The sequence below is a fragment of the Ruegeria sp. HKCCA4008 genome (assembly GCF_013033125.1).
Taxonomy (GTDB): Bacteria; Pseudomonadota; Alphaproteobacteria; order Rhodobacterales; family Rhodobacteraceae; genus Ruegeria.
Genome location: NZ_WQDM01000012.1, coordinates 57,305 through 79,563, shown reverse-complemented (window position 1 = coordinate 79,563; position 22,259 = coordinate 57,305). Strand labels below are relative to the sequence as shown.

Genomic DNA, 22,259 nt, shown 5'->3' with positions numbered 1-22,259 from the left:
TCACGAATAGATGCAGTCGCGGAGTGTGATCAGACCACGCTGCAACTCTGTTTTTGGGGCCACCAATGCAGCCCGGATAAATCCTGTGCCCGGGTTCTTTCCCGGATCGCCTTGTGAAAGATATGCGCCCGGCAGGACCCGGACACCGGTTTCCTTCCAGACTTTCAATGCGGTGTCTTCACCATTCTCGACCGGCAGCCACAGAAAGAATCCGGCCTCGGGCGGCATATAGCCCTGCACGCCTGCGAATACCTCATCCGCAATGGCGTATTTTTCCTGATACAGCGCGCGGTTTTCGCGAACGTGTTCCTCATCCGCCCAAACCTTTGCTGCGGCGGCTTGCAAGGGCAGAGGCAGAGGCGACCCGGCATAGGTGCGCAGCTGCTTGACCTGTTTGATCGTCCTTGGACCACCGGCGATAAGCCCCGACCGCAAACCGGCCAGATTCGAACGTTTGGACAGCGAGTTGAACAGCGTGATCCGTTCAGGATCAGCGCCCAGCTCCTGCGCGACAGTCAGAATACCTGTCGGGGCTTCTTCACGGTAAATCTCGGAATAACACTCATCCGCAAAAATACGGAAATCGTACTGCTCGGCCAGACGGATCAGGTCAGCCCAATACTCGCGCGAGGCAACGGCCCCCTGCGGATTGGCGGGTGAACAGATATAGGCCACGGCGGTGCGGTTCAGCACGTCCGGAGGCAGGCCGGCATAGTCCGGCAGATGGCCCGTCGCGGCGGTGGCGGGCACAAAATAAGGCTGCGCGCCCACCGACAGCGAGGCGACCATGTAGACCTGATAAAACGGGTTCGGGCACAGGATGATCGGCTGCTGACCGTTCCTCTGTTCCGGGCACAAAGCCATGGCGGCGTTGTATAGCCCCTCGCGCGTGCCGTTCAGCGCCATTACGTTGGTATCAGGGTCCATCTGAACCCCATATCGCCGCTTGATCCAGCCCGTGATCGCACTGCGCAGGTCATCCGACCCTTCGTTCGGGGGATATCCCTGGAACCCGGCGGCGTTTTCCATGATGACATCCGTCACCCAGGCCGGAAATTCATGTGTCGGCGCACCAATGGTCATATGAACGACGTCACCGCCCGGCTGGTGATGATCCAGCAGGGCGCGCAGACGCGGGAATGCATAAGCCGGTAGGTTCGAAAACCGCTCGGGGAAAACCATAATACTGCCTCAATATCGGGGTCATTGGCGCCCCGTTTTTTTGGCAGATTACAGTCCGTGCGCCTCTTCGTCCAGACAAAGAGGTTCCGAATCAGGGGATTGTGGCATTCAGGCCAGCACCGTTTCTGCTGCTGAACCAAGCCGCAACAACGCCTCTTCCGAGCCGGGATAGCCCAGCATCATCAACCCGCAGCCGGGTGTTCCGGTGGGCAGGCTCAGCGCCGCCAGCCCCATCAGATTGCCAATCCGCGTGTTCCGCAGGGCCAGCAGATTCTCGGTTACGTAATAGTCGTGATCGCTGAGCAAGCGCTCCAGATTGGGCGGTAAAATCGGCGCTGTCGGCGCCAGAACCGCGTCAAACCCGGCGGTTGCCGCGTCCCAGGCGCTGCGGCATGCCTTGAGTTTGGCCCAGGCCGCCACATAGTCGGGGCCCGAATAGCCCATGCCAATGCGGAAGCGTTCGAGAATCTCGGGATACATTGCCTCGGGATTGGCTTCGATGACATCGCGCCACAGCCCATAGGCCTCGGTCGTGTATACGACGCTGGTCAACGTCATGGCCTCGTTCAACTCGGGCACTTCCAACGGCACGATCTCGGCCCCCGCGTCCGCAAGTTTGGCTACGGCTTCGTCATACGCCTTGCGCGGTGTGTCGCGCAGGTCGTCCTTGGCAATGTTCTGCAAATCGGCAAAACGGCGTCCTTTCAGCGAAGCGCCACGCAGATCGGCAGGCGTTCCCCCCTCGAGCAGAGCCAGCACATGCGCCGCGTCCTCGACCGAACGCGCCACAGGTCCAACCGTGTCGAAACGCAGGCACAGCGGCACCACACCTTCCAGGCTGAGCCGCCCCGCAGTGGTTTTCAGCCCCACCAGATCATTCCAAGCCGCCGGGATACGCACCGAACCACCCGTGTCCGAGCCGATGCCACACGCCGCCAACCCCCAGGCGACCGAGGCCGCCGCCCCCGAAGACGACCCCCCGGGCACTGCTGCCTCGTCATGAATGCAGGGCGGGGTTTCGGTGATCGGATTCAACCCAAGGCCGGAAAAGGCCAGCTCGCTCATATGTGTTTTACCCAGGCAAACGGTGCCCATCTGAGTCGCATTGCGCAGCACCAGCGCATCCGCATCCGGCACGCGATCCTTCAGCAGAGCCGAACCCGCCTCGGTCACGGTGCCGGCGGTGTCGAACAGGTCTTTCCAACTGATCGGAACCCCGTCCAGCAACGACCGGCGCAGGCCCAGTTGCGCGCGTTGCCGAGCGGCTTCAGCCTCGGCCCGGGCGCGGTCATCGGTGACGCGGGCATAGATGCGGTCCCGATGCGGATGAGCGTCAATAGCGGACAGGTAGGTTTCCGTCAGTTCGACCGGATCGATCTGACCCATGCCAATGCCACGGCCCAAATCACACGCGGTCATTGTCAACCAATCCTGCATCTCATCCCTCCTGGTTTTTCGGCTTTGGGTGACGGTAGCGACAGGACTGCACATGGACAATCCCGAAAGGGCGCGCATATTGCAGGGCATGACACAGGCTTCTGACATTCTGATCGTGGGCGGCGGGTTGAACGGCCCTGCTTTGGCGCTGGCACTGGCACAAACCGGTCATTCGGTCACGGTGATCGATGCGCTGGCCGAAAAGGTGCGCAAGGACGCGGCATTCGACGGGCGCGCCTATGCGCTGGCTCTGGCCTCACAGCGGTTGTTGGATGCCATCGGCATTTGGGACCGCGTCGCGCAGCACGCCCAACCGATGCTGGAAATCAAGGTCACAGATGGCCATGCCGGAACGGGGCCATCGCCTTTTTTTATGCATTTCGACCATGCCGAGATCGAAGAAGGCCCGATGGGGTATATGGTCGAGGATCGCCACCTGCGCCGTGCTTTTCTGGACGCGATGGCCGAAGAGCCGCGCATCACCCAGGTAAGCGGTAAATCCGTCGTTTCGCAACAGGCCGACACTGCCAACGTGACCGTGACGTTGGATGACGGCACAACCCTGGGCGGCATCCTGCTGGTTGGCTGTGACGGTCGCCGCAGCGGAACCGCGTCTCGGGCCGGCATCAAACGCACCGGTTGGGATTATGGCCAGACGGCATTGGTCTGCGCCATCGAACATGAGCTGCCGCATAATGGCATTGCGCATCAGTTTTTCATGCCACCGGGTCCGCTGGCGATTCTGCCGTTGACCGGCAATCGCAGTTCCATCGTCTGGAGCGAACGCACCGACACCGCACAGCACATCAACGCCCTGCCCGAGGACGACTACGTGCAAGTGCTGCGCCCGCGATTTGGCGATTTTCTTGGTGAAATCAGTCTGGCGGGTGATCGTTTCACTTATCCGCTGAACCTGACCATCGCCAATTCCTTCATCAGCGATCGCATGGCGCTGGTCGGGGATGCCGCGCACGGAATGCACCCCATTGCCGGTCAGGGCCTGAACGCTGGCCTGCGCGATGTCGGCGCTCTGGCTGAGGTTCTGACTTTGGCGGGACGGCGCGGCGAGGATATCGGCTCGTTGATGGTACTGGAGCGCTATCAGGAATGGCGCCGTTTCGACACGGCCTCGCTGGCGATGGCGACGGATGTCTTCAACAAGCTGTTTTCCAACGACAACCCGCTGCTGCGGCTTGGACGTGACATTGGTATGGGGGTTGTCGGTGCTTTGCCCGGCCTCCGTCGCGGTTTCGTTCGCGAAGCGGCCGGGCTGACCGGTGATCTGCCCAAGCTGTTGCAAGGGCGCCCGATTTAATCCAGCTGCCGGGCCTCATCGACCAGCATGACCGGAATGCCGTTGCGGATGGGAAAAGCCAAACCCGCCGCTTTTGAAACAAGCTCTCGCTTTTCGGCGTCATAGTGCAGGGTCGTATGTGTCTTCGGGCAGATCATCGCCTCGAGCATGTGGCGATCAAAGGCGTGTTGAGGGTCGGTCATTGCAGTTTTTCCTCGTTTGATCCGCCGCGCAAGGCGAATTCAATCAGCGTCACCAACGTTTCGCGCCGGGTGCGCAGGCAGGGGGCTTCCAGCAGGGCCTGTTTGTCCTCGGGGTCGAAATCCAGAAGCATCGACAGGGAATTCACCAAAAGCTCATCCTCTGCGTCCTTGAGCGAATCCCAGTCGGTGGACAATTGACGGGATGAAAAGAAACGCTCCAACAGTGTCAGGAACGCGTTGCGGTCAAACCCGTTGTCTTTCTCGGCCTTTCCCAGATCACGGTCGAACCCGTCCCACGAGACCGCGCACCTCCGGTAGGGCGTGAACGAGTCCAGCTCTGACATGACCCTGAACCGGGATATACCGGTCAACGTGATCAGGTACCGGCCATCTTCGGTTTCCGAAAACTGCGTCACCCGCCCTGCGCATCCAATACGGTGCAACTTGTCTTCGTCATTGACCGAAGGATTCGGCTGAACCATTGCGATCAACCGTTCCTTGGTTTTCAGCGCGTCGTCCAGCATCTGAAGATAGCGCGGCTCGAATATGTGAAGCGGCAAGCGCGAACGCGGGAGCAGCAGCGCCCCGGGCAAGGGAAAAACTGATACCGTTTCCGGCAGGTCGGCGGGATGCATCATGTTCCCGACTCTAGCTCTGATGAGAGATTAGGCAAATATCATAGAACTGAGTTTGCGACGTCCGTTCAGAACAATCGGGTCATTGGGCTTGAGCGCATCGAAGATGGTGAAAAGCTGTGTCTTGGCTGCGCCTTCATTCCATTCACGATCCCGGCGGAACAGTTCCAGCAATTGTGCCACGGCTTCTTCCACATTGCCGTTCGCGTGCAGCGCCTGCGCCAGATCAAAGCGGGCCTGATGGTTGTCCGGATCCGCCTCGACCGCTGCCGTCAGCTCGGCGACGGGGCCGGCATCTGCCGCCTGCTTGGCAAGCTCCAGCTGCGCATGTGCGGCCTCCAGCTCGGCCGATGTGGAGATCTCGGCCGGAGCGCCGTTCAGGATCGCTTCTGCCTGCTCCAGATCACCGGTGGCGATATGCGCCCGCACCAGCCCACCGTACGCCGCGGCGTGGTTCGGATCTTCGCCCAGAATTGCGACAAAGGTCTGAGCCGCGTCCGCAGCCGCGCCTTCGGCAAGCATTTCCTCGGCAGCCTGCACGGCATCATCCAGTTGGCCCCCCGGGCTTTCCCCCCCTGCGGCTTCGATCACACGGTCCACGAAAGCCTTGATCTCGGATCCCGGCAACGCGCCTTGAAACCCGTCCACAGGCTGCCCCTTGAAAAAGGCATAGACGGTCGGGATCGATTGGATGCGCATTTGCGCGGCAATTGTCTGCGCCTCATCCACATTGATCTTGACCATCTTCACCGCGCCTTTCGCGGCTGTCACAGCCTCTTCCAGCATCGGCCCAAGGGTTTTGCACGGGCCACACCAAGGTGCCCAGAAATCGACGATCACAGGTGTTTCCTGCGAGGTTTCCACCACATCGGCCATGAAAGTGGCCTCGGTCCCGTCTTTGATCAGATCGGTTGCTGGGGCGTTTCCGCCGTTCAGAAGGTCCATGGCAATCACTCTTTCGTTCGAACTTGCGCCCTATATGCAGCCGCTTGCCGCGGAAACCAAGGGCTGAGTTGCGGATCAGACGTCGAAACTGGCAAAGACCGGAGCGTGATCGCTGGGTTTTTCCCATCCACGGGCGTTCCGCAGAATGCGGCTGGAATGGCCCGCGTTCGAGATATCGGCCGTGGCCCAGATATGGTCCAGCCGGCGCCCCTTGTCCGCCGCATCCCAATCCCGGGCGCGATAGGACCACCAGCTGTAAAGCTGACCTTCCGGGATGTCCTGACGGGTGATATCGACCCAGCCGCCTGCTTCCTGTGTCTCGGCCAGATGCTCGACCTCGATGGGCGTGTGCGAGACGACCTTCAGCAATTGTTTGTGTGACCACACATCATCCTCGCGCGGGGCGATGTTCAGGTCGCCGACAAGGATGGATTTAGCCGGCTTTTCCGCACGGAACCAATCGCGCATATCAGTCAGATAGTCGAGCTTCTGGCCGAATTTCTCATTTACGTTCCGGTCCGGCACGTCGCCGCCCGCCGGGACATAGAAATTGTGGATCGTGACACCATTTTCCAACCGCCCGGCAATATGGCGAGCATGTCCGAGACCCGCGAAATCCCTGTCGCCCACCTCTTCCATCGGCAGGCGCGACAGGATGGCGACACCGTTATACCCCTTCTGCCCGCGCGCGATCATGTGGGTGTAGCCCAGCTCGGAAAACCCTTCGGTCGGGATTTTCTCAACCGGTGATTTGCACTCTTGCAGGCACAATACATCAGGGGCTTCTTCTTGCAGCAATTTCAGCACGATAGGCTCGCGCAGGCGAACAGAATTGATGTTCCAGGTGGCAAGGGTGAAAGGCATATCGGGGATTCCTTTGTCGCGATTGGCGCAGGTTAGCGTGGCACAACGCCAGTTGCCACGAGAAAAGGCGGCCCGACGCCAGGACCACAGGCCGGCAGTTAGGCGGGCGTCACATTCGTGCTTTCCCTTGCCCTGATATCTCGCCTGATGCAGACTTGTCTGCGAATGAGGAATGTCTGTTTCACCGCTGGGTCTGTTCGCGAACAGACCGGCCCGGCACCATGCTTTGGGAGGAGTGTGTCATGGCATCCGAGACCGCAGGTTCCACGCCACCGGAGAATCTGACGCCGCAGCAGCGGGACATGCCGCAGGTCAACAAGATCACGACGGATGACATCAGGGCGTCGTTGAAAGCCGGGTTTTCCGACTTTCTGGCCCGCCCTGTCCTGAGCGGCTTTTTCGGTCTGTTCTATGCAGTGTTCGGAATTCTGCTGGTTTGGGCTCTGATCTGGCTTGGCCAGATCTGGATGGTCATTCCCGCCATTGTCGGCTTTCCGCTGGTCGCACCTTTCGCCGCCGCCGGGCTTTATGAAATGTCGCGCCGCTTGCAGAAAGGCGAAAGCTTTGGCTGGGCTGAAATCCTCAGCGTCATGGCCAATCAACGCAAACGTGAATTGGGCTGGATGGCCTTTGTCACACTTTTCATTTTCTGGGTGTGGATCTACCAGGTTCGGCTTTGGCTGGCGATCATCCTCCAGAACGCATCCTTCTCGGACTTCGACGGGTTTTTGAACACTGTTTTCTTTACGCCGCAGGGTTGGATCTTCCTTGCCGTAGGCACCTGTGTCGGCGCGTTCCTGTCAGCCGTGCTGTTTTCGGTGACCGTCGTCGCCATGCCCTTGCTGCTGGACCGGGACACCAACTTCATCTCTGCCATGTTGACCTCATTGCGCGTCGTATCCGAAAGCCCGGCGGTCATGCTCGGCTGGGCGGCGATCATCTCGGTCACCATACTGCTGTCGCTGGTTCCGGCGTTTCTGGGCCTGATCTTTACCCTTCCGATCTTAGGCCACACCACGTGGCACCTTTACCAGCGCGCCGTTGCCCCGGCGGAAGGGTGAACCGCGGCAGAACTCACCTCCACCATTGGTCGAATACCGGTCAGTGCTGCTGTCTGCCTTCGTGTGGAAACCGCCCCTCAGCAACGAAAAAAAGCCGGGCCATTCGGCCCGGCAGTCCAACAGGGAGGTACATGTCATAACCCGGACATGCACGGGTTGGGAGTAACCTAATTATGAGTGCAGAGTATCACTTTGATCCACATCAATCCACAACCAGTTAAGACACGAGCCTATATCCACCCGATTCTGTGACCAAAAGGCGCGCATTGGACGGATCGGGCTCGATCTTCTGACGCAGGCGATAGATGTGGGTTTCCAGCGTGTGGGTCGTGACCCCGGCATTGTATCCCCACACTTCGTGCAACAGCACATCCCGTGCCACGACACCGTCGGTTGATCGGTACAGGAACTTGAGGATGTTGGTTTCCTTCTCGGTCAGACGGATCTTGCGGTCTTCTTCCGTGATCAGCATCTTCATCGCCGGCTTGAACGTATAGGGGCCAAGAACAAATACCGCGTCCTCGGATTGTTCGTGCTGCCGCAGCTGAGCGCGGATACGGGCCAGCAATACCGGAAATTTGAACGGTTTGGAGACATAGTCATTCGCGCCGGCGTCCAGGCCCAGGATCGTGTCGGCATCGCTGTCATGACCGGTCAGCATCAGAATCGGGCTTTTGACGCCCTGCTTGCGCATCAGGCGGCACAGTTCCCGCCCGTCGGTATCCGGCAAACCCACATCAAGAATGACCAGATCATAGATCGCTTCGCGTGCACGCTCCATCGCGGACTGGCCGTCTGACGCTTCGAAAACGTCAAAGTCTTCGGTCATGACAAGTTGCTCGCTGAGCGCCTCGCGCAGATCCTCGTCATCGTCCACCAACAGGATTTTCTTGAGTTGAGCCATTTCCCGATCCTCCAAACGCTTTTCCATCACTTGCGCGCGGAATATGCAATCAACAAGATTTGCTGCAACGGTTTCACGCCTTCGTGTCAGAGTTGGCAGAAATGTTTCACATTTCCTTTCGAAACAGCTAGGAGAAGGGCTGAGCGTTATAGGGTAACATAGATGAGCCTCATTCCCGATATCACCGAACTTCTTGCCCGGGCACGGGCCGATCTGCGCATGGGCGTTCCAGTGGTGCTGACCGATGACAGTGGCTTTAGCGTTGTGGCGATCTCTGCGGAAACGCTCAACCCGCAGCGCTTGGCCGATCTAAAAAAGCTCGGAGACCCGGTGGTGGCCATTACCGGGCGGCGGGCCGAAACACTCAAGGCGCGGGCCTATGACGGCGATCTCGCGCGCGTTTCGATTCCCGCCGATGCAGATATCACTTGGGTGCAGGCGGTTGCTGATCCCTCTGACGATCTGAACGCGCCGATGAAAGGTCCGTTGATGACCGAGCGCCATGGCAACGCCAATTTGCACCGCATCGCGATTGCGTTGGCCAAGTCCGCGCGCATTCTTCCCGCCGCGGTCGTCGTGCCGGTCGAAGACGGTCGGGCCTTTGCCGTATCGCACGGCCTGACCTGCATTGACCACACGCGCGCCGCCCCGCATCTGGCGGACCGCAGCGCCCTGCATGAGGTGGTTGCCGCACGTCTTCCGATGGAAGTATCCGAGGCCGGTCGCCTGCATGTTTTCCGCCCCGAAGATGGCGGAGAAGAACATTACGCGGTCGAAATAGGCCGCCCGGATCGGGACAAACCGGTGCTGGCCCGATTGCATTCCGCCTGTTTCACGGGCGATCTGATGGGCAGCCTGAAATGCGACTGCGGTCCGCAATTGCGCGGCGCGCTGGCACAAATGGGGGCCGAAGGGGCTGGCGTTCTTCTGTATCTGAACCAGGAAGGGCGTGGTATCGGGCTAGCCAACAAGATGCGCGCCTATTTTCTTCAAGATCAGGGTTTTGACACGGTAGAAGCAAACCACAGGCTGGGTTTCGAGGATGATGAGCGCGACTTCCGACTCGGCTCGGATATCCTGAAATCTCTGGGTTTCAACTCGGTGCGCCTGCTGACGAACAACCCTGCCAAGATCTCGATGATGGAACGCACGGGGATCGCCGTGACCGAGCGCGTTCCCTTGAAAGTGGGTGAAACCGCGCATAACCGCGGATACCTGGCCACGAAAGCCGCGAAATCCGGGCACCTGTTGTGACCCCAGACGATCTTGTGCTCACCCCGCGTGGCGTTCGCTTTCTTGGCAGGACGTTCCCCTGCTCGATTGGCAAAGGCGGATTGAGCAACACGAAACACGAGGGTGACGGGGCGACGCCTACCGGATGCCATCGAATCGTCGGCATGCTCTACCGGCCCGACCGGTTGGTCGCCCCCAACTTCTGGGCGATCCCGATTGGACCGCAGGACTTGTGGTCGGATGACGTCGAGGACGGCCACTACAATCACATGGTGCCGGCCCCTTATGCGTTCAGTCATGAGAAACTGCGCCGGGCTGATCCGCTTTATGATCTGGTCCTGTTGACCGACTGGAACTGGCCGAATGCCGTTCCCGGCAAGGGATCGGCGATTTTTCTGCACCAGTGGCGCAGGCCCGGCTACCCCACCGAGGGCTGCATTGCCTTCCGTCGGGACCATCTGCACTGGATTGCAGGGCGAATTGCCCTTGGAACGCGCCTGATCATCCCTGAGGTTTGACCCGCTCGCCAAAAATGGCCGACCCGATACGAACATGGGTTGCGCCCAAGGCGATGGCCTGCTCGAAATCACCGCTCATCCCCATCGACAACCCCTCAAGCCCGTTGCGTGCGGCGATCTTGGCTAGGAGGGCGAAATGCAAAGTGGGTTCTTCATCGACCGGCGGGATGCACATCAATCCGCGCACCGGAAGGTCCAGCGATCGGCATTCCGCGATAAACCCGTCCGCATCCGCAGGAAGAACGCCTGCCTTCTGCGCTTCTTCACCCGTATTGACCTGAATGAACAGGTCGGGGCAGTGTCCCACCTCTTGCGCCAGCCGCGCCAAGGTTTTGGCCAGTTTGGGGCGGTCGACCGAATGGATCGCATTGCACAGTTCCATCGCCTGCCTGGCCTTATTGGTCTGCAACGGGCCGATGAGATGCAGATCGACGGCATCGAATTGCTCTTTGAAAGCGGGCCATTTGCTGGCCGCCTCCTGTACGCGATTCTCACCAAAACACCTGTGGCCCTGCTCCAGCACCGCCTCAACCCGCTCATTCGGTTGTACTTTGGATACAGCGATCAGTTTGACGGAACCGGCAGGGCGGTCCGATCTGGCTTCGGCATTTGCAATGCGTGCGGTGATTTCTTGCAACGACATGGGGCCCTCAATCTGTCTTTGGCGCAGAAAAACACCAAGTCGCCAGAAAAGAAAAGGGCGAGTCCGAAGACCCGCCCTTAAACCTTACGGTTCAGATCAGCTTAGAAGTTGAACTGAGCACCGAAGTCGGCACGGATTGTGTCGCTTGCGCAGCTGTCACAATCGTCACGGCCGATACCACCGCGCAGCGATGCACCGCCACCCAGGTCGTAGATCGCACCGATAGCAACCTGCTGAGTGTCAGCAGAGGCGTTACCGTCACCGTAGGTGAACAGCAGGGTGGTTGCAGCGCCCAGGTTGTAGGCAGCCGACAGACCCCATGCGGTGCCGTCAGTTGCTGCGACTCGGGTTTTGTCGTCTGCAACGAACAGAGTACCCGAGAAATCACCCCATTCGCCACCCAGGGTCAGAACGGTCAGGCTCGGATCGCTGCCTGCGCCACCGTCGGTCTGACCATAGGCCAGAGCGGCAGTGATGTTGTTGAAGGTGTAGGTTGCGCTGATGTCCCAGCGGTCTGCGTCAACGGTGGTCGAAGTGGTACCACCAGCTGCAACAGTTGTAACCTGCGCTTGGTCATAAGATGCACCAAACGAGAAGTCACCAACCGAATACTGGAAGAACACAGCGTTCGCGCCCGAACCGGTCGACGAGTAAGCCAGGAAGCTATAGTCAACGCCCGAGTACTGACCTGCGAACAGTTCCAGACCAACTTCGTTGCCATAGTAGTTTGCCAGGTTGTCAAACGAACCTGCGACGTTGCCCGCGTCAACACGCAGACCGCCGTAGATGACCGAGAAGCGTGCGCCGTTCAGGCCGGCCGAGTTTGCTTCACCGGTGCTGGCGTCTTCGTCAGCTTGCAGACGAACACGACCTTCAAAGCGAACGCCGCCGTCGGTTTCTACGATGCCGTCGATGTTCAGACGGAAGCGCGAGACCAAGATAGCGTCGTCAGACTGTGCGGTCGAAGTTGCGGAGACGTCATCGGCTGTGCCCATCAGGCCGTCTGCGCCAGGTCCGTTCACGGTTGTGGTTGCGGTACGGTCTTCAACGTAGCCAATACCAAAACGGCCGTAACCGCTGAAGTTAACTTCAGCTGCTGCAACGCCTGCGGTCGCGATCAGCGCCGTCGATGCGAAGAGAACTTTTTTCATCTTGTTTCCCTCGGTTTCATTCAAAAGAGTTATCTACTCGACACATGCCTCGGCATATGTCTCAGCACGGACACCGTTTCGCTCTTTTTGCCCCCATTGCGCAAGCTTGGCATAAACCCGGTCACGTCATTGGGGTCAGATTGGTGCAAGGATGCCACAGTTCCTTTTTGCCCGGATCAGGCTGACACGCTTACATTTCAGAAGAATAGGCTTGTTGCAGCGAGGGTCCTTGGCTAGGAGTATGCCCTGAATACTGCACAACAAGTGAAACAGGACCTGCTGACAATGCGCCTGCCTACGATTTTGGGATTAATCATGCTGACCACCACTGTTGCGGCATGCGGGCAGAATCGAAGCACTTCGACATATTCCCCCAATCCCGCCAGCGGTAATTCCGATGAACGCGAGCTGAACGATCCTGAACGTTCGACGCTGTGGGACATTTTCGATCGCAGCACGGCCGAGCAGACCACCAATGTAAACCGGTACTTGTGGGCAGCTTCTCTGGACATATTGAACTTCTTGCCTGTGCAGGAGGTCGATCCGTTTACCGGAGTGATCGTAACGGGTTACGGCACTCCTCCGGGCGGAGGACGGTCATACAGGGCGACCGTACACATCAGTGATCCGGCGCTTGCGGCGCGGTCTTTGTCCGTCGCCCTGCAATCCAGCGGAGGCGCCCCGGTAAGCGCGGCAACAACCCGCGCGGTGGAGGATGCGATTCTGTCCCGCGCGCGTCAGCTGCGCATCGCGGACAACAAGTTCTAGCACTCCGCCGAAAATCACACTAATACCACGCCGGGTTCCTACCCGGCGTTTTCATTCACGAAGGACCGCACAATGTCGCGCTATTCGGCCACCGAAATCGAAGCAAAATGGCAAGAAGCCTGGGACAAGGCAGGAATCTTCACCGCCAACCACAAGGCGGACAAGCCGAAATATTATGTGCTTGAGATGTTCCCCTACCCGTCCGGCCGAATCCATATGGGGCATGTGCGCAACTATACGATGGGCGACGTCATCGCGCGGCACAAGCTGGCCACCGGGCACAATGTTCTGCATCCCATGGGCTGGGACGCGTTCGGAATGCCGGCGGAAAACGCTGCCATGGCGATCGGCGGCCACCCCAAAGAGTGGACTTACGGCAATATCGCCGACATGCGCGCCCAGATGAAGCCACTGGGCCTGTCGATCGACTGGTCCCGTGAATTCGCCACATGTGATCCGGAATACTATGGCCAGCAGCAGGCGCTGTTCCTCGACATGCTCGAGGCCGGGCTGGTCTATCGCAAGAACGCCGTGGTCAACTGGGATCCGGTCGACATGACCGTTCTGGCCAATGAACAGGTGGAAAACGGGCGGGGATGGCGCTCGGGCGCGCTGGTGGAACGGCGCGAGCTGACGCAGTGGTTCTTCAAGATCTCGGATTATTCCGAAGAACTGCTGAACGCTCTGGACACTCTGGAAAACTGGCCCGCCAAGGTTCGGCTGATGCAGGAAAACTGGATCGGCAAGTCACGCGGCCTTCAATTCGGGTTCGAACGCACCGATGGTGGGGAACCGATCACTGTCTACACGACGCGCCCCGACACCCTGCTGGGCGCATCTTTCGTTGGGATCTCGCCCGATCACCCGATCGCCAAACAGCTTGAGGCCGAAAACCCGGAAGTCGCTGAATTCGTTGCCGAATGCCGCAAGGGCGGCACCACAGAAGAGGCCATCGAAACTGGCGAAAAGCTGGGTTTCGATACCGGCATCCGCGTCAAGCACCCGCTGGACCCGAACTGGGAACTGCCTGTCTGGATCGCCAATTTCATCCTGATGGATTACGGCACCGGTGCGATCTTTGCCTGCCCGGCACATGACCAGCGCGACCTTGATTTCTGCCGCAAATACGATCTGCCGGTGATCGATACGTTCTTTGCGCTGGACGACGACACGCCGGTCGACAAGATCGCCTTTGTCCCGCCAAAGACCGAGAAAGTCCGCTGGGTGAACCATTTCGCAGGCTTGACCGAAGCAACCGGAGAAGAAGCGATCAACACCACCATCGATTTCGCCGAAAAAGCCGGTTGGGGCGAAGGGGTCACGAAATATCGCCTGCGAGACTGGGGCTTGAGCCGTCAGCGCTATTGGGGTTGTCCGATTCCTGTCGTTCACTGCGAAAGCTGTGGTGTGGTCCCTGAAAAGAAAGAGAACCTTCCGGTTCGCCTGCCCGATGATGTCACCTTCGACAAACCGGGCAACCCGCTGGACCGCCACCCGACCTGGCGCGACTGCGCCTGCCCAAACTGTGGCGCCCCTGCCAAGCGCGAGACCGACACGATGGACACATTCGTGGATTCGTCATGGTATTTCGCCCGGTTCACCGCTCCGCGCGCGGAAACGCCCACCGATCTGGCCGAGGCGGAATACTGGATGAATGTAGACCAGTATATCGGCGGGATCGAACACGCGATTCTGCATCTGCTGTATTCGCGGTTCTTCGCACGCGCGATGAACATCACCGGGCATTTGCCGGACAAAGCAATCGAACCCTTCGACGCGTTGTTCACGCAGGGCATGGTGACGCACGAGATCTACCAGACGCGCGATGCCAACGGTCGTCCGGTCTATCACCTGCCCGAAGAGGTCACGGACGGAAAACTGGCTGACGGCACAGAGGTCGAGATCATCCCATCGGCCAAAATGTCAAAGTCCAAGAAGAACGTTGTCGACCCGGTCAGCATCATCTCGGCCTTCGGCGCCGATACCGCGCGCTGGTTCGTGCTGTCCGATTCGCCACCCGAACGGGACGTGGAATGGACGGCTGCGGGGGCCGAGGCCGCGTACAAGCATCTCAACCGTGTCTGGAATCTCTGCGACAAGATCGGCGCCATGGACCCGAACGCCACGGGTGAAGGCGATGAGGAACTGCTGCGCGAGATGCACAAAACCATCCGCGATGTGACATTGGGTGTTGAAAGCTTTGGCTTCAACGCGGCCATCGCCAAGCTTTATGCCTTCACCAACACCCTGGCGAAATCCAAGGCAGGTGCTGCGGCCAAAAAGCAGGCCATCAAAACGCTGGCACAGCTGATGTCGCCGATGACACCGCATCTGGCGGAAGATATTTGGGCCCATCAGGGCGGCGAGGGCCTTGTGGCCGTTGCGCCATGGCCCGTCGCCGACGAGGCAATGCTGGTTGATGACACTGTCACCTTGCCGGTTCAGATCAACGGCAAGCGTCGCGCGGAAATCAGCGTGGCCCAGGATCTGGACAAAGCCGAGGTTGAAAAAATTGCGCTCAGCACCGAAGCTGTTCAAAAGGCGCTGGAAGGGAATGCGCCGAAGAAAGTGATCGTCGTTCCGGGCCGGATTGTGAATGTTGTCGTTTGATCGCAGAACGTTTTTGCTGATGCCGCTGGCGCTGGCCGCCTGCGGCTTTGAGCCCGTCTATGCACCTGGCGGATCGGGTTCGGCCTTGTATGGCCGCGTCGAGGTGTCGGCGCCCAACACCGTGGAAAGCTATTTGCTGGTCCAAAATCTGGAACAACAACTGGGGCGAAGCGTCGGGTCGGTGAACGATTACAAGCTGGATGTTCAGGTTTCGACCGTAACGCGTGGCGCAGCAATCACCACCACAAACGAAACGCAGCGCTACACCATCGACGGAAGCGCACAATACAACCTGCGGTCCAACGCAACCGGTCAGATCATCGCCTCGGGCTCGGTGGCGGATTTTGTGTCATATTCTGCCGCAGGATCGACCGTTTCCACATTGGCGGATGAGCGCGATGCCAAGAGACGGCTGATGATGATTCTGTCGGGTCAGATCATGAACCGACTTTACGCCACACCGGATCTGGCCGCATGAAGCTGAGCCCGCGCGAGGCTGAGGGGTATTTTGCCAAGCCGGACGCGGACAAGACCGGGCTGCTTATCTATGGCGCGGATGCGATGCGGGTTGCGCTCAAGCGGCAGCAGGTGCTGGCCGCTCTGCTTGGCCCCCAAGCCGAAGAAGAAATGCGCCTGACCCGCATGCCCGGTGGCGATCTGCGTGGTGATCCCGCCCTGCTGCTGGACGCGGTCAAGGCGGTCGGCTTCTTTCCCGGTCCACGTGCCGTTTTCGTGGAAGACGCAACCGAAACCGCGGCGCTGGCAATTCTGGCCGCGCTCGAAGATTGGGCCCCCGGAGACGCCCAGATCATCGTGACCGCGGGGCAATTGAAACCCAGCTCGAAGATCCGCAAGGCGTTCGAAGGCCACCCCGCCGCCTATGCCGTCGGCATTTATGACGACCCTCCCTCACGCGCCGAAGTGGAACGGGTTCTTGCCGAGTCGGGTATGAAAAACGTGCCCCGTGATGTCATGTCTGCAATCAGCGAATTGGCAGTAAGCCTCAGCCCCGGTGATTTCGCCCAAACGATTGAAAAACTGTCTCTTTACAAACGCGGTGACAGCACTGATTTGACAATCGAAGATATCGAGGCCTGCGCCCCGCGCTCGACCGAGGCGGCGCTGGATGATGTTCTCAACGTCGTTGCCGAAGGCCGCGCCGGTGAGATCGGGCCGCTGATCCGGAGATTGCAGGCGCAGGGCACCAATGGCGTGACTCTGTGTATCGGAGCGATGCGGCATTTTCGGACACTCTATGCCTGCGCTTCTGATCCCGGTGGTGCTGCGCAGGGCATCGGCAAGCTGCGTCCGCCGGTTTACGGCAAACGGCGTGACCGTATCCTGCGGCAGGCACAAGGTTGGGGGTCGGCCAAGCTGCAAACCGCGCTGACGGTTCTGACCGATACGGATTTGGCGCTGCGGTCTGCGGGGCAGACAGCCCCCGCAATGGCGCTGGTGGAACGCGCGATGATCCGTTTGGCGATGTTGGCGCGATCCCGCTAGGTCACTCAGCCTTTTCCAGCCAGTCCGCGGCAGACCGACCGGCCCAGCGCCCGGTCGCCAGGCAAGCCGTAAGCAGATAGCCCCCGGTCGGGGCTTCCCAATCCAGCATTTCCCCAACGCAAAACACACCCGGTAGGGCCGTCAGCATCAGCCGGTCATCCAGCGCTGTCCGTTTGACACCACCTGCGGTCGAAATGGCTTCGTCCATCGGGCGAAGGCCGGCATGCCGGATAGGCAGCTTTTTCAACATGCTCACCTGCACGGATTGAGAGTGTCCGCCGCGTTTTGCCATTTCATGAAACAGGGCGATTTTCTGAGCAGACAAGTTCAGCGATTTTCTCATCCACTGGGACAGCGTTGTTTTCGACCGTTTCGCGGACAACCGCGCCAGCAGAGCCTGTTGGTCCAGATCAGGCGTCAGATCAGCAAACAATGGCTGCCCCGCGCGCAACGCCGGTGTCAGCGAGTACAGCCCTCCGCCTTCCAGACCGGTTCTGGAAATCGCTGCCTCTCCTCGGCTTTCCAAATCGCCTGCCATCCATCGGATCGATTTCAATGCGGCCCCGAAATGGGGCTGCATATGTGGGCTCCAATCAACGGAAATGGCTGAGTTCGCGGGTTCAAAGGGTGCTAAAGCCACGTCTTTTCCGGCCAATATCTGCGCCCAGTGACCATCCGAGCCAAGGCGGGCCCAGCTTGCACCTCCCAGTGCCAGCACGGTGACATCCGTCGAAACACTGCGCCGCCCGTCCGGAGTGTCGAACACCGGCGCATCACTTTCCCAGCCAGTCCAACGCCAGCGGGTCCTGATCTCGACCCCGGCCTTGCCCAATTCTGCCAACCAGGCCCGCAACAAGGGCGAGGCCTTCATAGCTTGGGGAAACACGCGCCCCGTCGAACCGACAAACAGCGTCTGCCCCAACCCGCGCGCCCAGTGCTGAACAGCTTCGGCATCAAAGTCAGACATGATCGGACGCAACCAATCTGCCGCTTCACCATAGGCGCGGATCAGGTCGTCAAGCGGCTCGTCCTTGGTCAGGTTCAGCCCCGATTTCCCGGCCATCAGGAACTTGCGCGCGACCGAAGGTTTGGCCTCGGCCACCAACACGGAATGCCCGGCTGCGGCCAACTGCTCGGCCGCCATCAACCCGGCGGGGCCTGCTCCGATCACCACTGCCTGCGCCATTCGCACCCTCTTGCCTTCGCCCGTCACAGGCGCAAGTTTCACATCATCATGACGAACAGCGATCCGATCTGCCCGCTTTGCGGCCGCCCGATCCCCGACGGGGCTGGCAGCCTGCATCATCTGATCCCAAAACTCAAAGGAGGCAAGGGCGGACCTACCGTTCTGCTGCATCAGATCTGCCACAAAGAGGTGCACGCCACCCTGACCGAAGCCGAACTGGCACGCAGTTTCAACACGGTCGCGGCCCTGCGTGCGCATCCAAGGCTCGAGAAATTTCTGACTTGGGTCCGCAAACGCCCACCCGGGTTTCGTTCGAAAGTTCCGGGCAAGCGGCGCGGGCGCTGATCAGCCCGGCAGGATCTGGCCGCCGACAATATCCGTCAATGGTTCGGACAGACCTTCGATCTCGATACCCTGAAAGTCCGGCACATGGGCGAATTGTGCGCCCGCAACATGTTGGAATTCCAACGTCGTATAGGCGCGTTTCCACAGCCATTCGCGGTTTTCAACAGCCCAAAGGTCAGGATTGGGCGGGGTTTCGTTGGTAAAGGCATAGAAATGCAGGTCAAAGCCGTAAGGGGCGACCTCCTGCATTGACAGCAACGACATGCCCCGGGCGCGCCAGAACGTGTCTTCGGCGGCAATATCGCCGGTTCGAAGGGTAATTTGACCGATCCGAGCCTGCGCGAAAGGCGCGTCGGGGTCTGCTGCATGCGGCGGCCGGTTGCCTTCGAAATCATGTTGCAGCAGCTCGATGACGAACCCTTCGGGATCCGCAAGATGGCACATGTAGCCGATGTCCAGAAACTGGTTCGGCGTGCTCACTGGAACGTCGAACCTGCGCAGATGAGCCGCAGCAAGATCGACATCCGGCACGGTGATTCCTATCTTCCAGTACCGCTGCCCCGTGTCGTGGGTGTACCCTCCTCCACCCGGCAGCAACACAATTTCTGCGTCTGCACCGTCATAGCCGACACGGTGGCCGGTTTCTGCTGGGCCAACGGACATGCCCAGAATGTCGCGATAAAACGCGGCCAGCCGATCCGGGTCGGCGACCCGCAGGCGCAGTGCAGACAGCCTCATGAGCACAACCTTGCGATTCCCGCCGCGATCTCGGGGTCGGCGTTCACGCTGTCGGCCACCAGATCACGTGCGGTTTGCATCAGGTGATCGGGATCCACAATTCGGTCCACGAGGCCAAATTCATACGCCTCCTGCGCGGTGATTTTCTGACCCGCCAAAAGGATCAACTTGGCCCTTGCCGGTCCGACCAGAGCCGCCAGCCGCGCGGGGTCGGACGGTTGTGGCAGAAACCCCAGCTTCATCACCGGATAGAAGAACTTGGCCGATGGCACGGCAATGCGCAGATCGCAGGCCAGTGCCATACCGTTGGCCCCGCCTGCCAAAGTGCCGTTCAGTGCGGCAACGGTCAGACAGGGCAACGCGGCAATGGCGCCGGACAGCCTTTCCCAGACATCCGATTTGGCCAGACCGGCGCGCGCTTCGTCCAGATCTGCCCCAGCGCTGAACACTTTGCCCGCGCCGGTCAGGATCAACGCCTTGGCCTCTGTCGCGGATTCGGCGATCTCGGCCAGTTCCGCGAGCATGGCCCCGGTCAGGGCGTTCGCCTTGCCGGGATTGTTGATCGTGACGGTCCACAGGCCGTCCTCTTTGGTCAAATCGATCATATCAGCCCGGCCCGTTTGCGAATGTCTTCAAGCCGCAGCGAAATTTCAGTGCCAAGGAATTCATCGGCATCATCCGAGCACATCCACAACAGCGCCCGTGCGGGCCAGTCCGCAGGGATATGCACATCCCAGTCCAGCTGACTGACGGGATTTATGCCGCTGGCCTTGATCGACCGCTGCATATCGGTGGCCACCGTCCCCGGTGACAGGCCCATGGCGCGAATACCATTATGGGCTTCTTCCAGATGCAGACATTCCGTGAGCATCTTGGCCCCGGCCTTCGAGGCGCAATAATGGCTCCAGGCTTCGACCGGGTTCGATGCTGCACCGGACGAGATCGTCAGAATGCTCCCCCCTCCCGCAGCCCGCATCACCGGCAACGCAGCGCGCATCCCGTAGAAAATACCTTTCAGGTTGATGTCGATGGCCTTGCTCCACGCCTCGGTGTCAGCATTCGAGAGATGAAAGATCGGATCGATCACACCCGCGTTGCCGATCAGAACATCCAACCCACCGAACCGGTCCACGCATGTGGCCACGGCTTGTTCCACCTGCGCGAAATCGCTGACGTCACAGGCCAATGCGATGGCCTGATCGCCCAATGCGGCCGCCAGAGCGTCAATCTGGTCCTTGCTGCGAGCCACCAATGCGACATTGGCGCCGGCTGCGGCAAAAACGCGCCCTGCCTCGGCCCCAATTCCTCGGCTGGCCCCGGTTATGAGAACAGTTTTTCCCTGCATTTGCCCTTCCTCACGCATTGTAATCTCTGTCGGCTACAGCCGTAGCGCGTAAACGGGGAAAGGGTCCAGCCCTTGCCCCCTTGACGATACCCGCCACAAAACCGACCATGCGCCACAAATTGATCAAGAAGGGTTACCTTATGTCCGTTTTCCTTCGCCGCAGCTGCGGCGCTGCCCTGGCTTATGCCGTTGCCACCCAAGGGGCGTTTGCCGATCTGTCGGCCGATGACGTCTGGTCCGATTGGCAGAGCTATTTCACCTCGATGGGTTACACCGTCACAGGAGACGAAAGCACCTCGGGCGACGTCACCACGATTTCCAACATGACACTTTCAGTTGCCCTTCCCGAAGAGGACGGACAGTTTCAGATGGTCATGCCGGAAATGACACTGACCGAAAATGGTGACGGGACCGTTACCATTGACCTGCCGGAAAGCTTTCCCATGGAAATCACCGGTCAGGCCGAAGACGAAAACTTCGCAGCCACTGTCACTTATTCCCATAGCCAACTTAACATGGTCGTGTCAGGTACACCGGACGACATGACCTATGACTACAAGGCTGACAATCTGGGCGTGAAACTGGATTCGATTGAAGTCGATGGTGAGGCTCTGCCCAATGATGTGTTTGGTATCGATGTCCAAGCAAGCGATCTGTCCGGCAGCTCGCGGATGCAGATCGGTGACAATCGGAACATCAGCCAGACGTTCAACGCAGCCACGTTATCCTATGATCTGAACTTTCAGGATCCTGAAAGCGGCGAAAACGGGTTGATCAACGGTCAACTGGATCAACTGGCATTCGAGGGCACCAACGTCGTCCCGCCGGATTTTGACTTTTCGGACCCAGAAGCCTTTTACAAAGCCGGTTTTTCCTTTGACGGCACCTTCACCTATGCCGCGGGCAGCACGGATCTGAGCGGGACCAGCGAAGGTCAGGCGTTCTCGATGAACAGCACGTCCGAAGGCGGGCGTTTTGCAGCCAGCATCGATGCAGAGCGTATCGTCTATGACATTGACCAGAACAGCACGAAGATGGCCGTTACCACGGCGGGCCTGCCGTTCCCGATCGAACTTTCGATGGCCAAGGCGGGCCTGAACTTCGAATTCCCCATCCAGCAATCGGACGAGGTTCAACCCTTCGGCTTTGGGCTGAACCTGACCGATTTCACCATGTCGGACATATTGTGGGGCATTTTCGACCCTGCGGGCGCGTTGCCGCGTGATCCGGCGACGATTGCGCTGGATGCGACGGGAACCGCGAAAGTGCTGATGAATATCTTCGATCCTGAAATCGACGTCGAATCCGACGAAGCGCCGGGGGAATTGCACTCTCTGAAGATCAACGAACTGCTGGTTTCGCTGGTTGGTGCCAAACTGACCGGTAACGGTGATTTTGCTTTCGACAACACCAATACCGAAGAGTTTGATGGCCTGCCCAGCCCAAGCGGCGTGGCGAACCTTCAGCTGGTGGGCGCCAACCAGTTGATCGACACCCTGATCGGCATGGGAATCATCTCGGACGAAGACGCGCTGGGTGCCCGCATGATGATGGGTCTGATGGCAGTGCCGGGCGAAGAACCGGACACACTGAACTCGAAGATCGAGTTCACCGAAGACGGCCAGATCCTGGCGAATGGTCAACGTATCAAGTGACAATCAACGGAAAGGGCCGCGCAACATGCGGCCCTTTCT

General features: G+C 59.5%; 23 protein-coding genes. 10 read left to right on the top strand and 13 right to left on the bottom strand.

Annotated features, from left to right (window positions below; all coding sequences use genetic code 11):
• Both GOW60_RS19570 and GOW60_RS19565 read right to left on the bottom strand, forming a co-directional pair.
• On the bottom strand, nucleotides 1-1,182 hold the full coding sequence (locus GOW60_RS19570) for an aminotransferase class I/II-fold pyridoxal phosphate-dependent enzyme (protein WP_171230607.1): 1,182 nt from the start codon (nucleotides 1,180-1,182) through the stop codon (nucleotides 1-3).
• 108 nt (nucleotides 1,183-1,290) lie between these two features.
• A complete protein-coding gene (locus tag GOW60_RS19565; RefSeq protein WP_171230606.1) occupies nucleotides 1,291-2,619 on the bottom strand; it encodes an amidase in 1,329 nt (442 codons plus the stop codon).
• An 88-nt stretch (nucleotides 2,620-2,707) separates the two neighbouring features.
• Here GOW60_RS19565 and GOW60_RS19560 point away from each other — a divergent pair, with 88 nt between their 5' ends.
• The gene (locus GOW60_RS19560) at nucleotides 2,708-3,934 is read left to right on the top strand and encodes an FAD-dependent monooxygenase (RefSeq protein WP_171230605.1); all 1,227 of its coding nucleotides are present in this window, start codon (nucleotides 2,708-2,710) and stop codon (nucleotides 3,932-3,934) included.
• Here GOW60_RS19560 and GOW60_RS19555 read toward each other — a convergent pair.
• The 4 genes from GOW60_RS19555 to GOW60_RS19540 form a co-directional block, all read right to left on the bottom strand.
• Nucleotides 3,931-4,116 carry a Trm112 family protein gene (locus GOW60_RS19555; RefSeq protein WP_171230604.1) on the bottom strand — a complete coding sequence of 62 codons (186 nt, stop codon included), beginning with the start codon at nucleotides 4,114-4,116 and terminating at the stop codon, nucleotides 3,931-3,933. The genes GOW60_RS19560 and GOW60_RS19555 overlap by 4 nt on opposite strands.
• The gene (locus tag GOW60_RS19550) at nucleotides 4,113-4,754 is read right to left on the bottom strand and encodes an LON peptidase substrate-binding domain-containing protein (RefSeq protein ID WP_152459257.1); all 642 of its coding nucleotides are present in this window, start codon (nucleotides 4,752-4,754) and stop codon (nucleotides 4,113-4,115) included. The genes GOW60_RS19555 and GOW60_RS19550 overlap by 4 nt, the downstream gene beginning before the upstream one ends.
• A 27-nt stretch (nucleotides 4,755-4,781) precedes the next feature.
• On the bottom strand, nucleotides 4,782-5,696 hold the full coding sequence (gene trxA / locus GOW60_RS19545; protein ID WP_171230603.1) for a thioredoxin: 915 nt from the start codon (nucleotides 5,694-5,696) through the stop codon (nucleotides 4,782-4,784).
• A gap of 75 nt (nucleotides 5,697-5,771) precedes the next feature.
• Entirely contained in the window at nucleotides 5,772-6,560 is a 789-nt protein-coding gene (locus tag GOW60_RS19540; protein WP_171230602.1) for an exodeoxyribonuclease III, read from the bottom strand.
• A gap of 242 nt (nucleotides 6,561-6,802) precedes the next feature.
• Here GOW60_RS19540 and GOW60_RS19535 point away from each other — a divergent pair, with 242 nt between their 5' ends.
• Nucleotides 6,803-7,621 carry a DUF2189 domain-containing protein gene (locus tag GOW60_RS19535; RefSeq protein ID WP_171230601.1) on the top strand — a complete coding sequence of 273 codons (819 nt, stop codon included), beginning with the start codon at nucleotides 6,803-6,805 and terminating at the stop codon, nucleotides 7,619-7,621.
• A gap of 217 nt (nucleotides 7,622-7,838) precedes the next feature.
• Here the strand turns inward: GOW60_RS19535 and GOW60_RS19530 are convergent, their stop codons facing one another.
• Nucleotides 7,839-8,525, bottom strand: coding sequence for a response regulator transcription factor (locus GOW60_RS19530; RefSeq protein WP_117872957.1), 687 nt, complete (start codon nucleotides 8,523-8,525; stop codon nucleotides 7,839-7,841).
• 162 nt (nucleotides 8,526-8,687) lie between these two features.
• Here GOW60_RS19530 and ribA point away from each other — a divergent pair, with 162 nt between their 5' ends.
• Together ribA and GOW60_RS19520 are read left to right on the top strand one after the other, a co-directional pair.
• Entirely contained in the window at nucleotides 8,688-9,779 is a 1,092-nt protein-coding gene (gene ribA / locus GOW60_RS19525) for a GTP cyclohydrolase II (RefSeq protein ID WP_152459261.1), read from the top strand.
• Nucleotides 9,776-10,276 carry a L,D-transpeptidase family protein gene (locus tag GOW60_RS19520; RefSeq protein WP_171119912.1) on the top strand — a complete coding sequence of 167 codons (501 nt, stop codon included), beginning with the start codon at nucleotides 9,776-9,778 and terminating at the stop codon, nucleotides 10,274-10,276. The genes ribA and GOW60_RS19520 overlap by 4 nt, the downstream gene beginning before the upstream one ends.
• Here the strand turns inward: GOW60_RS19520 and GOW60_RS19515 are convergent.
• Both GOW60_RS19515 and GOW60_RS19510 read right to left on the bottom strand, forming a co-directional pair.
• On the bottom strand, nucleotides 10,260-10,919 hold the full coding sequence (locus GOW60_RS19515; protein ID WP_171230600.1) for a YggS family pyridoxal phosphate-dependent enzyme: 660 nt from the start codon (nucleotides 10,917-10,919) through the stop codon (nucleotides 10,260-10,262). The genes GOW60_RS19520 and GOW60_RS19515 overlap by 17 nt on opposite strands.
• Before the next feature lie 101 nt (nucleotides 10,920-11,020).
• Nucleotides 11,021-12,070 (bottom strand): porin, encoded by a 1,050-nt coding sequence (locus tag GOW60_RS19510; RefSeq protein WP_171230599.1) that lies wholly within the window; start codon nucleotides 12,068-12,070, stop codon nucleotides 11,021-11,023.
• Nucleotides 12,071-12,355: 285 nt separating this feature from the next.
• On the opposite strand from GOW60_RS19510, the gene GOW60_RS19505 reads away from it, so the two are divergent.
• The 4 genes from GOW60_RS19505 (at nucleotide 12,356) to holA (ending at nucleotide 16,951) form a co-directional block, all read left to right on the top strand.
• Entirely contained in the window at nucleotides 12,356-12,838 is a 483-nt protein-coding gene (locus GOW60_RS19505) for a DUF3576 domain-containing protein (RefSeq protein WP_171230640.1), read from the top strand.
• 72 nt (nucleotides 12,839-12,910) lie between these two features.
• Entirely contained in the window at nucleotides 12,911-15,448 is a 2,538-nt protein-coding gene (gene leuS / locus GOW60_RS19500) for a leucine--tRNA ligase (RefSeq protein ID WP_171230598.1), read from the top strand.
• The gene (lptE, locus tag GOW60_RS19495; protein ID WP_171230597.1) at nucleotides 15,435-15,926 is read left to right on the top strand and encodes an LPS assembly lipoprotein LptE; all 492 of its coding nucleotides are present in this window, start codon (nucleotides 15,435-15,437) and stop codon (nucleotides 15,924-15,926) included. The genes leuS and lptE overlap by 14 nt, the downstream gene beginning before the upstream one ends.
• Nucleotides 15,923-16,951, top strand: a complete 1,029-nt coding sequence (gene holA / locus GOW60_RS19490; RefSeq protein ID WP_171230596.1) for a DNA polymerase III subunit delta — start codon at nucleotides 15,923-15,925, stop codon at nucleotides 16,949-16,951. Before lptE ends, holA begins: the two co-directional genes overlap by 4 nt.
• A gap of 1 nt (nucleotide 16,952) precedes the next feature.
• On the opposite strand, the gene GOW60_RS19485 is transcribed toward holA, so the two are convergent.
• Nucleotides 16,953-18,137 carry a TIGR03862 family flavoprotein gene (locus tag GOW60_RS19485; protein ID WP_171230595.1) on the bottom strand — a complete coding sequence of 395 codons (1,185 nt, stop codon included), beginning with the start codon at nucleotides 18,135-18,137 and terminating at the stop codon, nucleotides 16,953-16,955.
• 48 nt (nucleotides 18,138-18,185) lie between these two features.
• Here GOW60_RS19485 and GOW60_RS19480 point away from each other — a divergent pair, with 48 nt between their 5' ends.
• Nucleotides 18,186-18,482, top strand: a complete 297-nt coding sequence (locus GOW60_RS19480; RefSeq protein WP_171230594.1) for an HNH endonuclease — start codon at nucleotides 18,186-18,188, stop codon at nucleotides 18,480-18,482.
• Here the strand turns inward: GOW60_RS19480 and GOW60_RS19475 are convergent, their stop codons facing one another.
• Genes GOW60_RS19475 through GOW60_RS19465 form a run of 3 tightly spaced genes read right to left on the bottom strand, consistent with a single transcriptional unit; the run spans nucleotide 18,483 to nucleotide 20,565 of the window.
• Nucleotides 18,483-19,220, bottom strand: a complete 738-nt coding sequence (locus GOW60_RS19475; RefSeq protein ID WP_171230593.1) for a VOC family protein — start codon at nucleotides 19,218-19,220, stop codon at nucleotides 18,483-18,485. It abuts the gene before it with no gap.
• Nucleotides 19,217-19,825: an enoyl-CoA hydratase/isomerase family protein gene (locus tag GOW60_RS19470; protein WP_171230592.1), complete on the bottom strand. Its 609-nt coding sequence runs from the start codon at nucleotides 19,823-19,825 to the stop codon at nucleotides 19,217-19,219. The genes GOW60_RS19475 and GOW60_RS19470 overlap by 4 nt, the downstream gene beginning before the upstream one ends.
• On the bottom strand, nucleotides 19,822-20,565 hold the full coding sequence (locus GOW60_RS19465) for an SDR family oxidoreductase (RefSeq protein WP_171230591.1): 744 nt from the start codon (nucleotides 20,563-20,565) through the stop codon (nucleotides 19,822-19,824). The genes GOW60_RS19470 and GOW60_RS19465 overlap by 4 nt, the downstream gene beginning before the upstream one ends.
• A 107-nt stretch (nucleotides 20,566-20,672) precedes the next feature.
• Here GOW60_RS19465 and GOW60_RS19460 point away from each other — a divergent pair, with 107 nt between their 5' ends.
• Entirely contained in the window at nucleotides 20,673-22,220 is a 1,548-nt protein-coding gene (locus GOW60_RS19460) for a DUF2125 domain-containing protein (protein ID WP_254444039.1), read from the top strand.
• Nucleotides 22,221-22,259 lie beyond the last annotated feature (39 nt).

Bases quoted from the DNA above. Each gene is read 5' to 3' on its own strand.
- GOW60_RS19460 (WP_254444039.1), top strand. From the start codon at position 20,673: ATGCGCCACAAATTGATCAAGAAGGGTTACCTTATGTCCGTTTTCCTT.
- GOW60_RS19485 (WP_171230595.1), bottom strand. From the start codon at position 18,137: ATGGCGCAGGCAGTGGTGATCGGAGCAGGCCCCGCCGGGTTGATGGCG.
- GOW60_RS19510 (WP_171230599.1), bottom strand. From the start codon at position 12,070: ATGAAAAAAGTTCTCTTCGCATCGACGGCGCTGATCGCGACCGCAGGC.
- holA (WP_171230596.1), top strand. From the start codon at position 15,923: ATGAAGCTGAGCCCGCGCGAGGCTGAGGGGTATTTTGCCAAGCCGGAC.
- lptE (WP_171230597.1), top strand. From the start codon at position 15,435: ATGTTGTCGTTTGATCGCAGAACGTTTTTGCTGATGCCGCTGGCGCTG.
- GOW60_RS19465 (WP_171230591.1), bottom strand. From the start codon at position 20,565: ATGCAGGGAAAAACTGTTCTCATAACCGGGGCCAGCCGAGGAATTGGG.
- ribA (WP_152459261.1), top strand. From the start codon at position 8,688: ATGAGCCTCATTCCCGATATCACCGAACTTCTTGCCCGGGCACGGGCC.
- GOW60_RS19480 (WP_171230594.1), top strand. From the start codon at position 18,186: ATGACGAACAGCGATCCGATCTGCCCGCTTTGCGGCCGCCCGATCCCC.
- GOW60_RS19535 (WP_171230601.1), top strand. From the start codon at position 6,803: ATGGCATCCGAGACCGCAGGTTCCACGCCACCGGAGAATCTGACGCCG.
- GOW60_RS19555 (WP_171230604.1), bottom strand. From the start codon at position 4,116: ATGACCGACCCTCAACACGCCTTTGATCGCCACATGCTCGAGGCGATG.
- GOW60_RS19470 (WP_171230592.1), bottom strand. From the start codon at position 19,825: ATGATCGATTTGACCAAAGAGGACGGCCTGTGGACCGTCACGATCAAC.
- GOW60_RS19475 (WP_171230593.1), bottom strand. From the start codon at position 19,220: ATGAGGCTGTCTGCACTGCGCCTGCGGGTCGCCGACCCGGATCGGCTG.
- GOW60_RS19540 (WP_171230602.1), bottom strand. From the start codon at position 6,560: ATGCCTTTCACCCTTGCCACCTGGAACATCAATTCTGTTCGCCTGCGC.
- leuS (WP_171230598.1), top strand. From the start codon at position 12,911: ATGTCGCGCTATTCGGCCACCGAAATCGAAGCAAAATGGCAAGAAGCC.
- GOW60_RS19565 (WP_171230606.1), bottom strand. From the start codon at position 2,619: ATGCAGGATTGGTTGACAATGACCGCGTGTGATTTGGGCCGTGGCATT.
- GOW60_RS19560 (WP_171230605.1), top strand. From the start codon at position 2,708: ATGACACAGGCTTCTGACATTCTGATCGTGGGCGGCGGGTTGAACGGC.
- GOW60_RS19550 (WP_152459257.1), bottom strand. From the start codon at position 4,754: ATGATGCATCCCGCCGACCTGCCGGAAACGGTATCAGTTTTTCCCTTG.
- trxA (WP_171230603.1), bottom strand. From the start codon at position 5,696: ATGGACCTTCTGAACGGCGGAAACGCCCCAGCAACCGATCTGATCAAA.
- GOW60_RS19505 (WP_171230640.1), top strand. From the start codon at position 12,356: ATGCGCCTGCCTACGATTTTGGGATTAATCATGCTGACCACCACTGTT.
- GOW60_RS19515 (WP_171230600.1), bottom strand. From the start codon at position 10,919: ATGTCGTTGCAAGAAATCACCGCACGCATTGCAAATGCCGAAGCCAGA.
- GOW60_RS19570 (WP_171230607.1), bottom strand. From the start codon at position 1,182: ATGGTTTTCCCCGAGCGGTTTTCGAACCTACCGGCTTATGCATTCCCG.
- GOW60_RS19530 (WP_117872957.1), bottom strand. From the start codon at position 8,525: ATGGCTCAACTCAAGAAAATCCTGTTGGTGGACGATGACGAGGATCTG.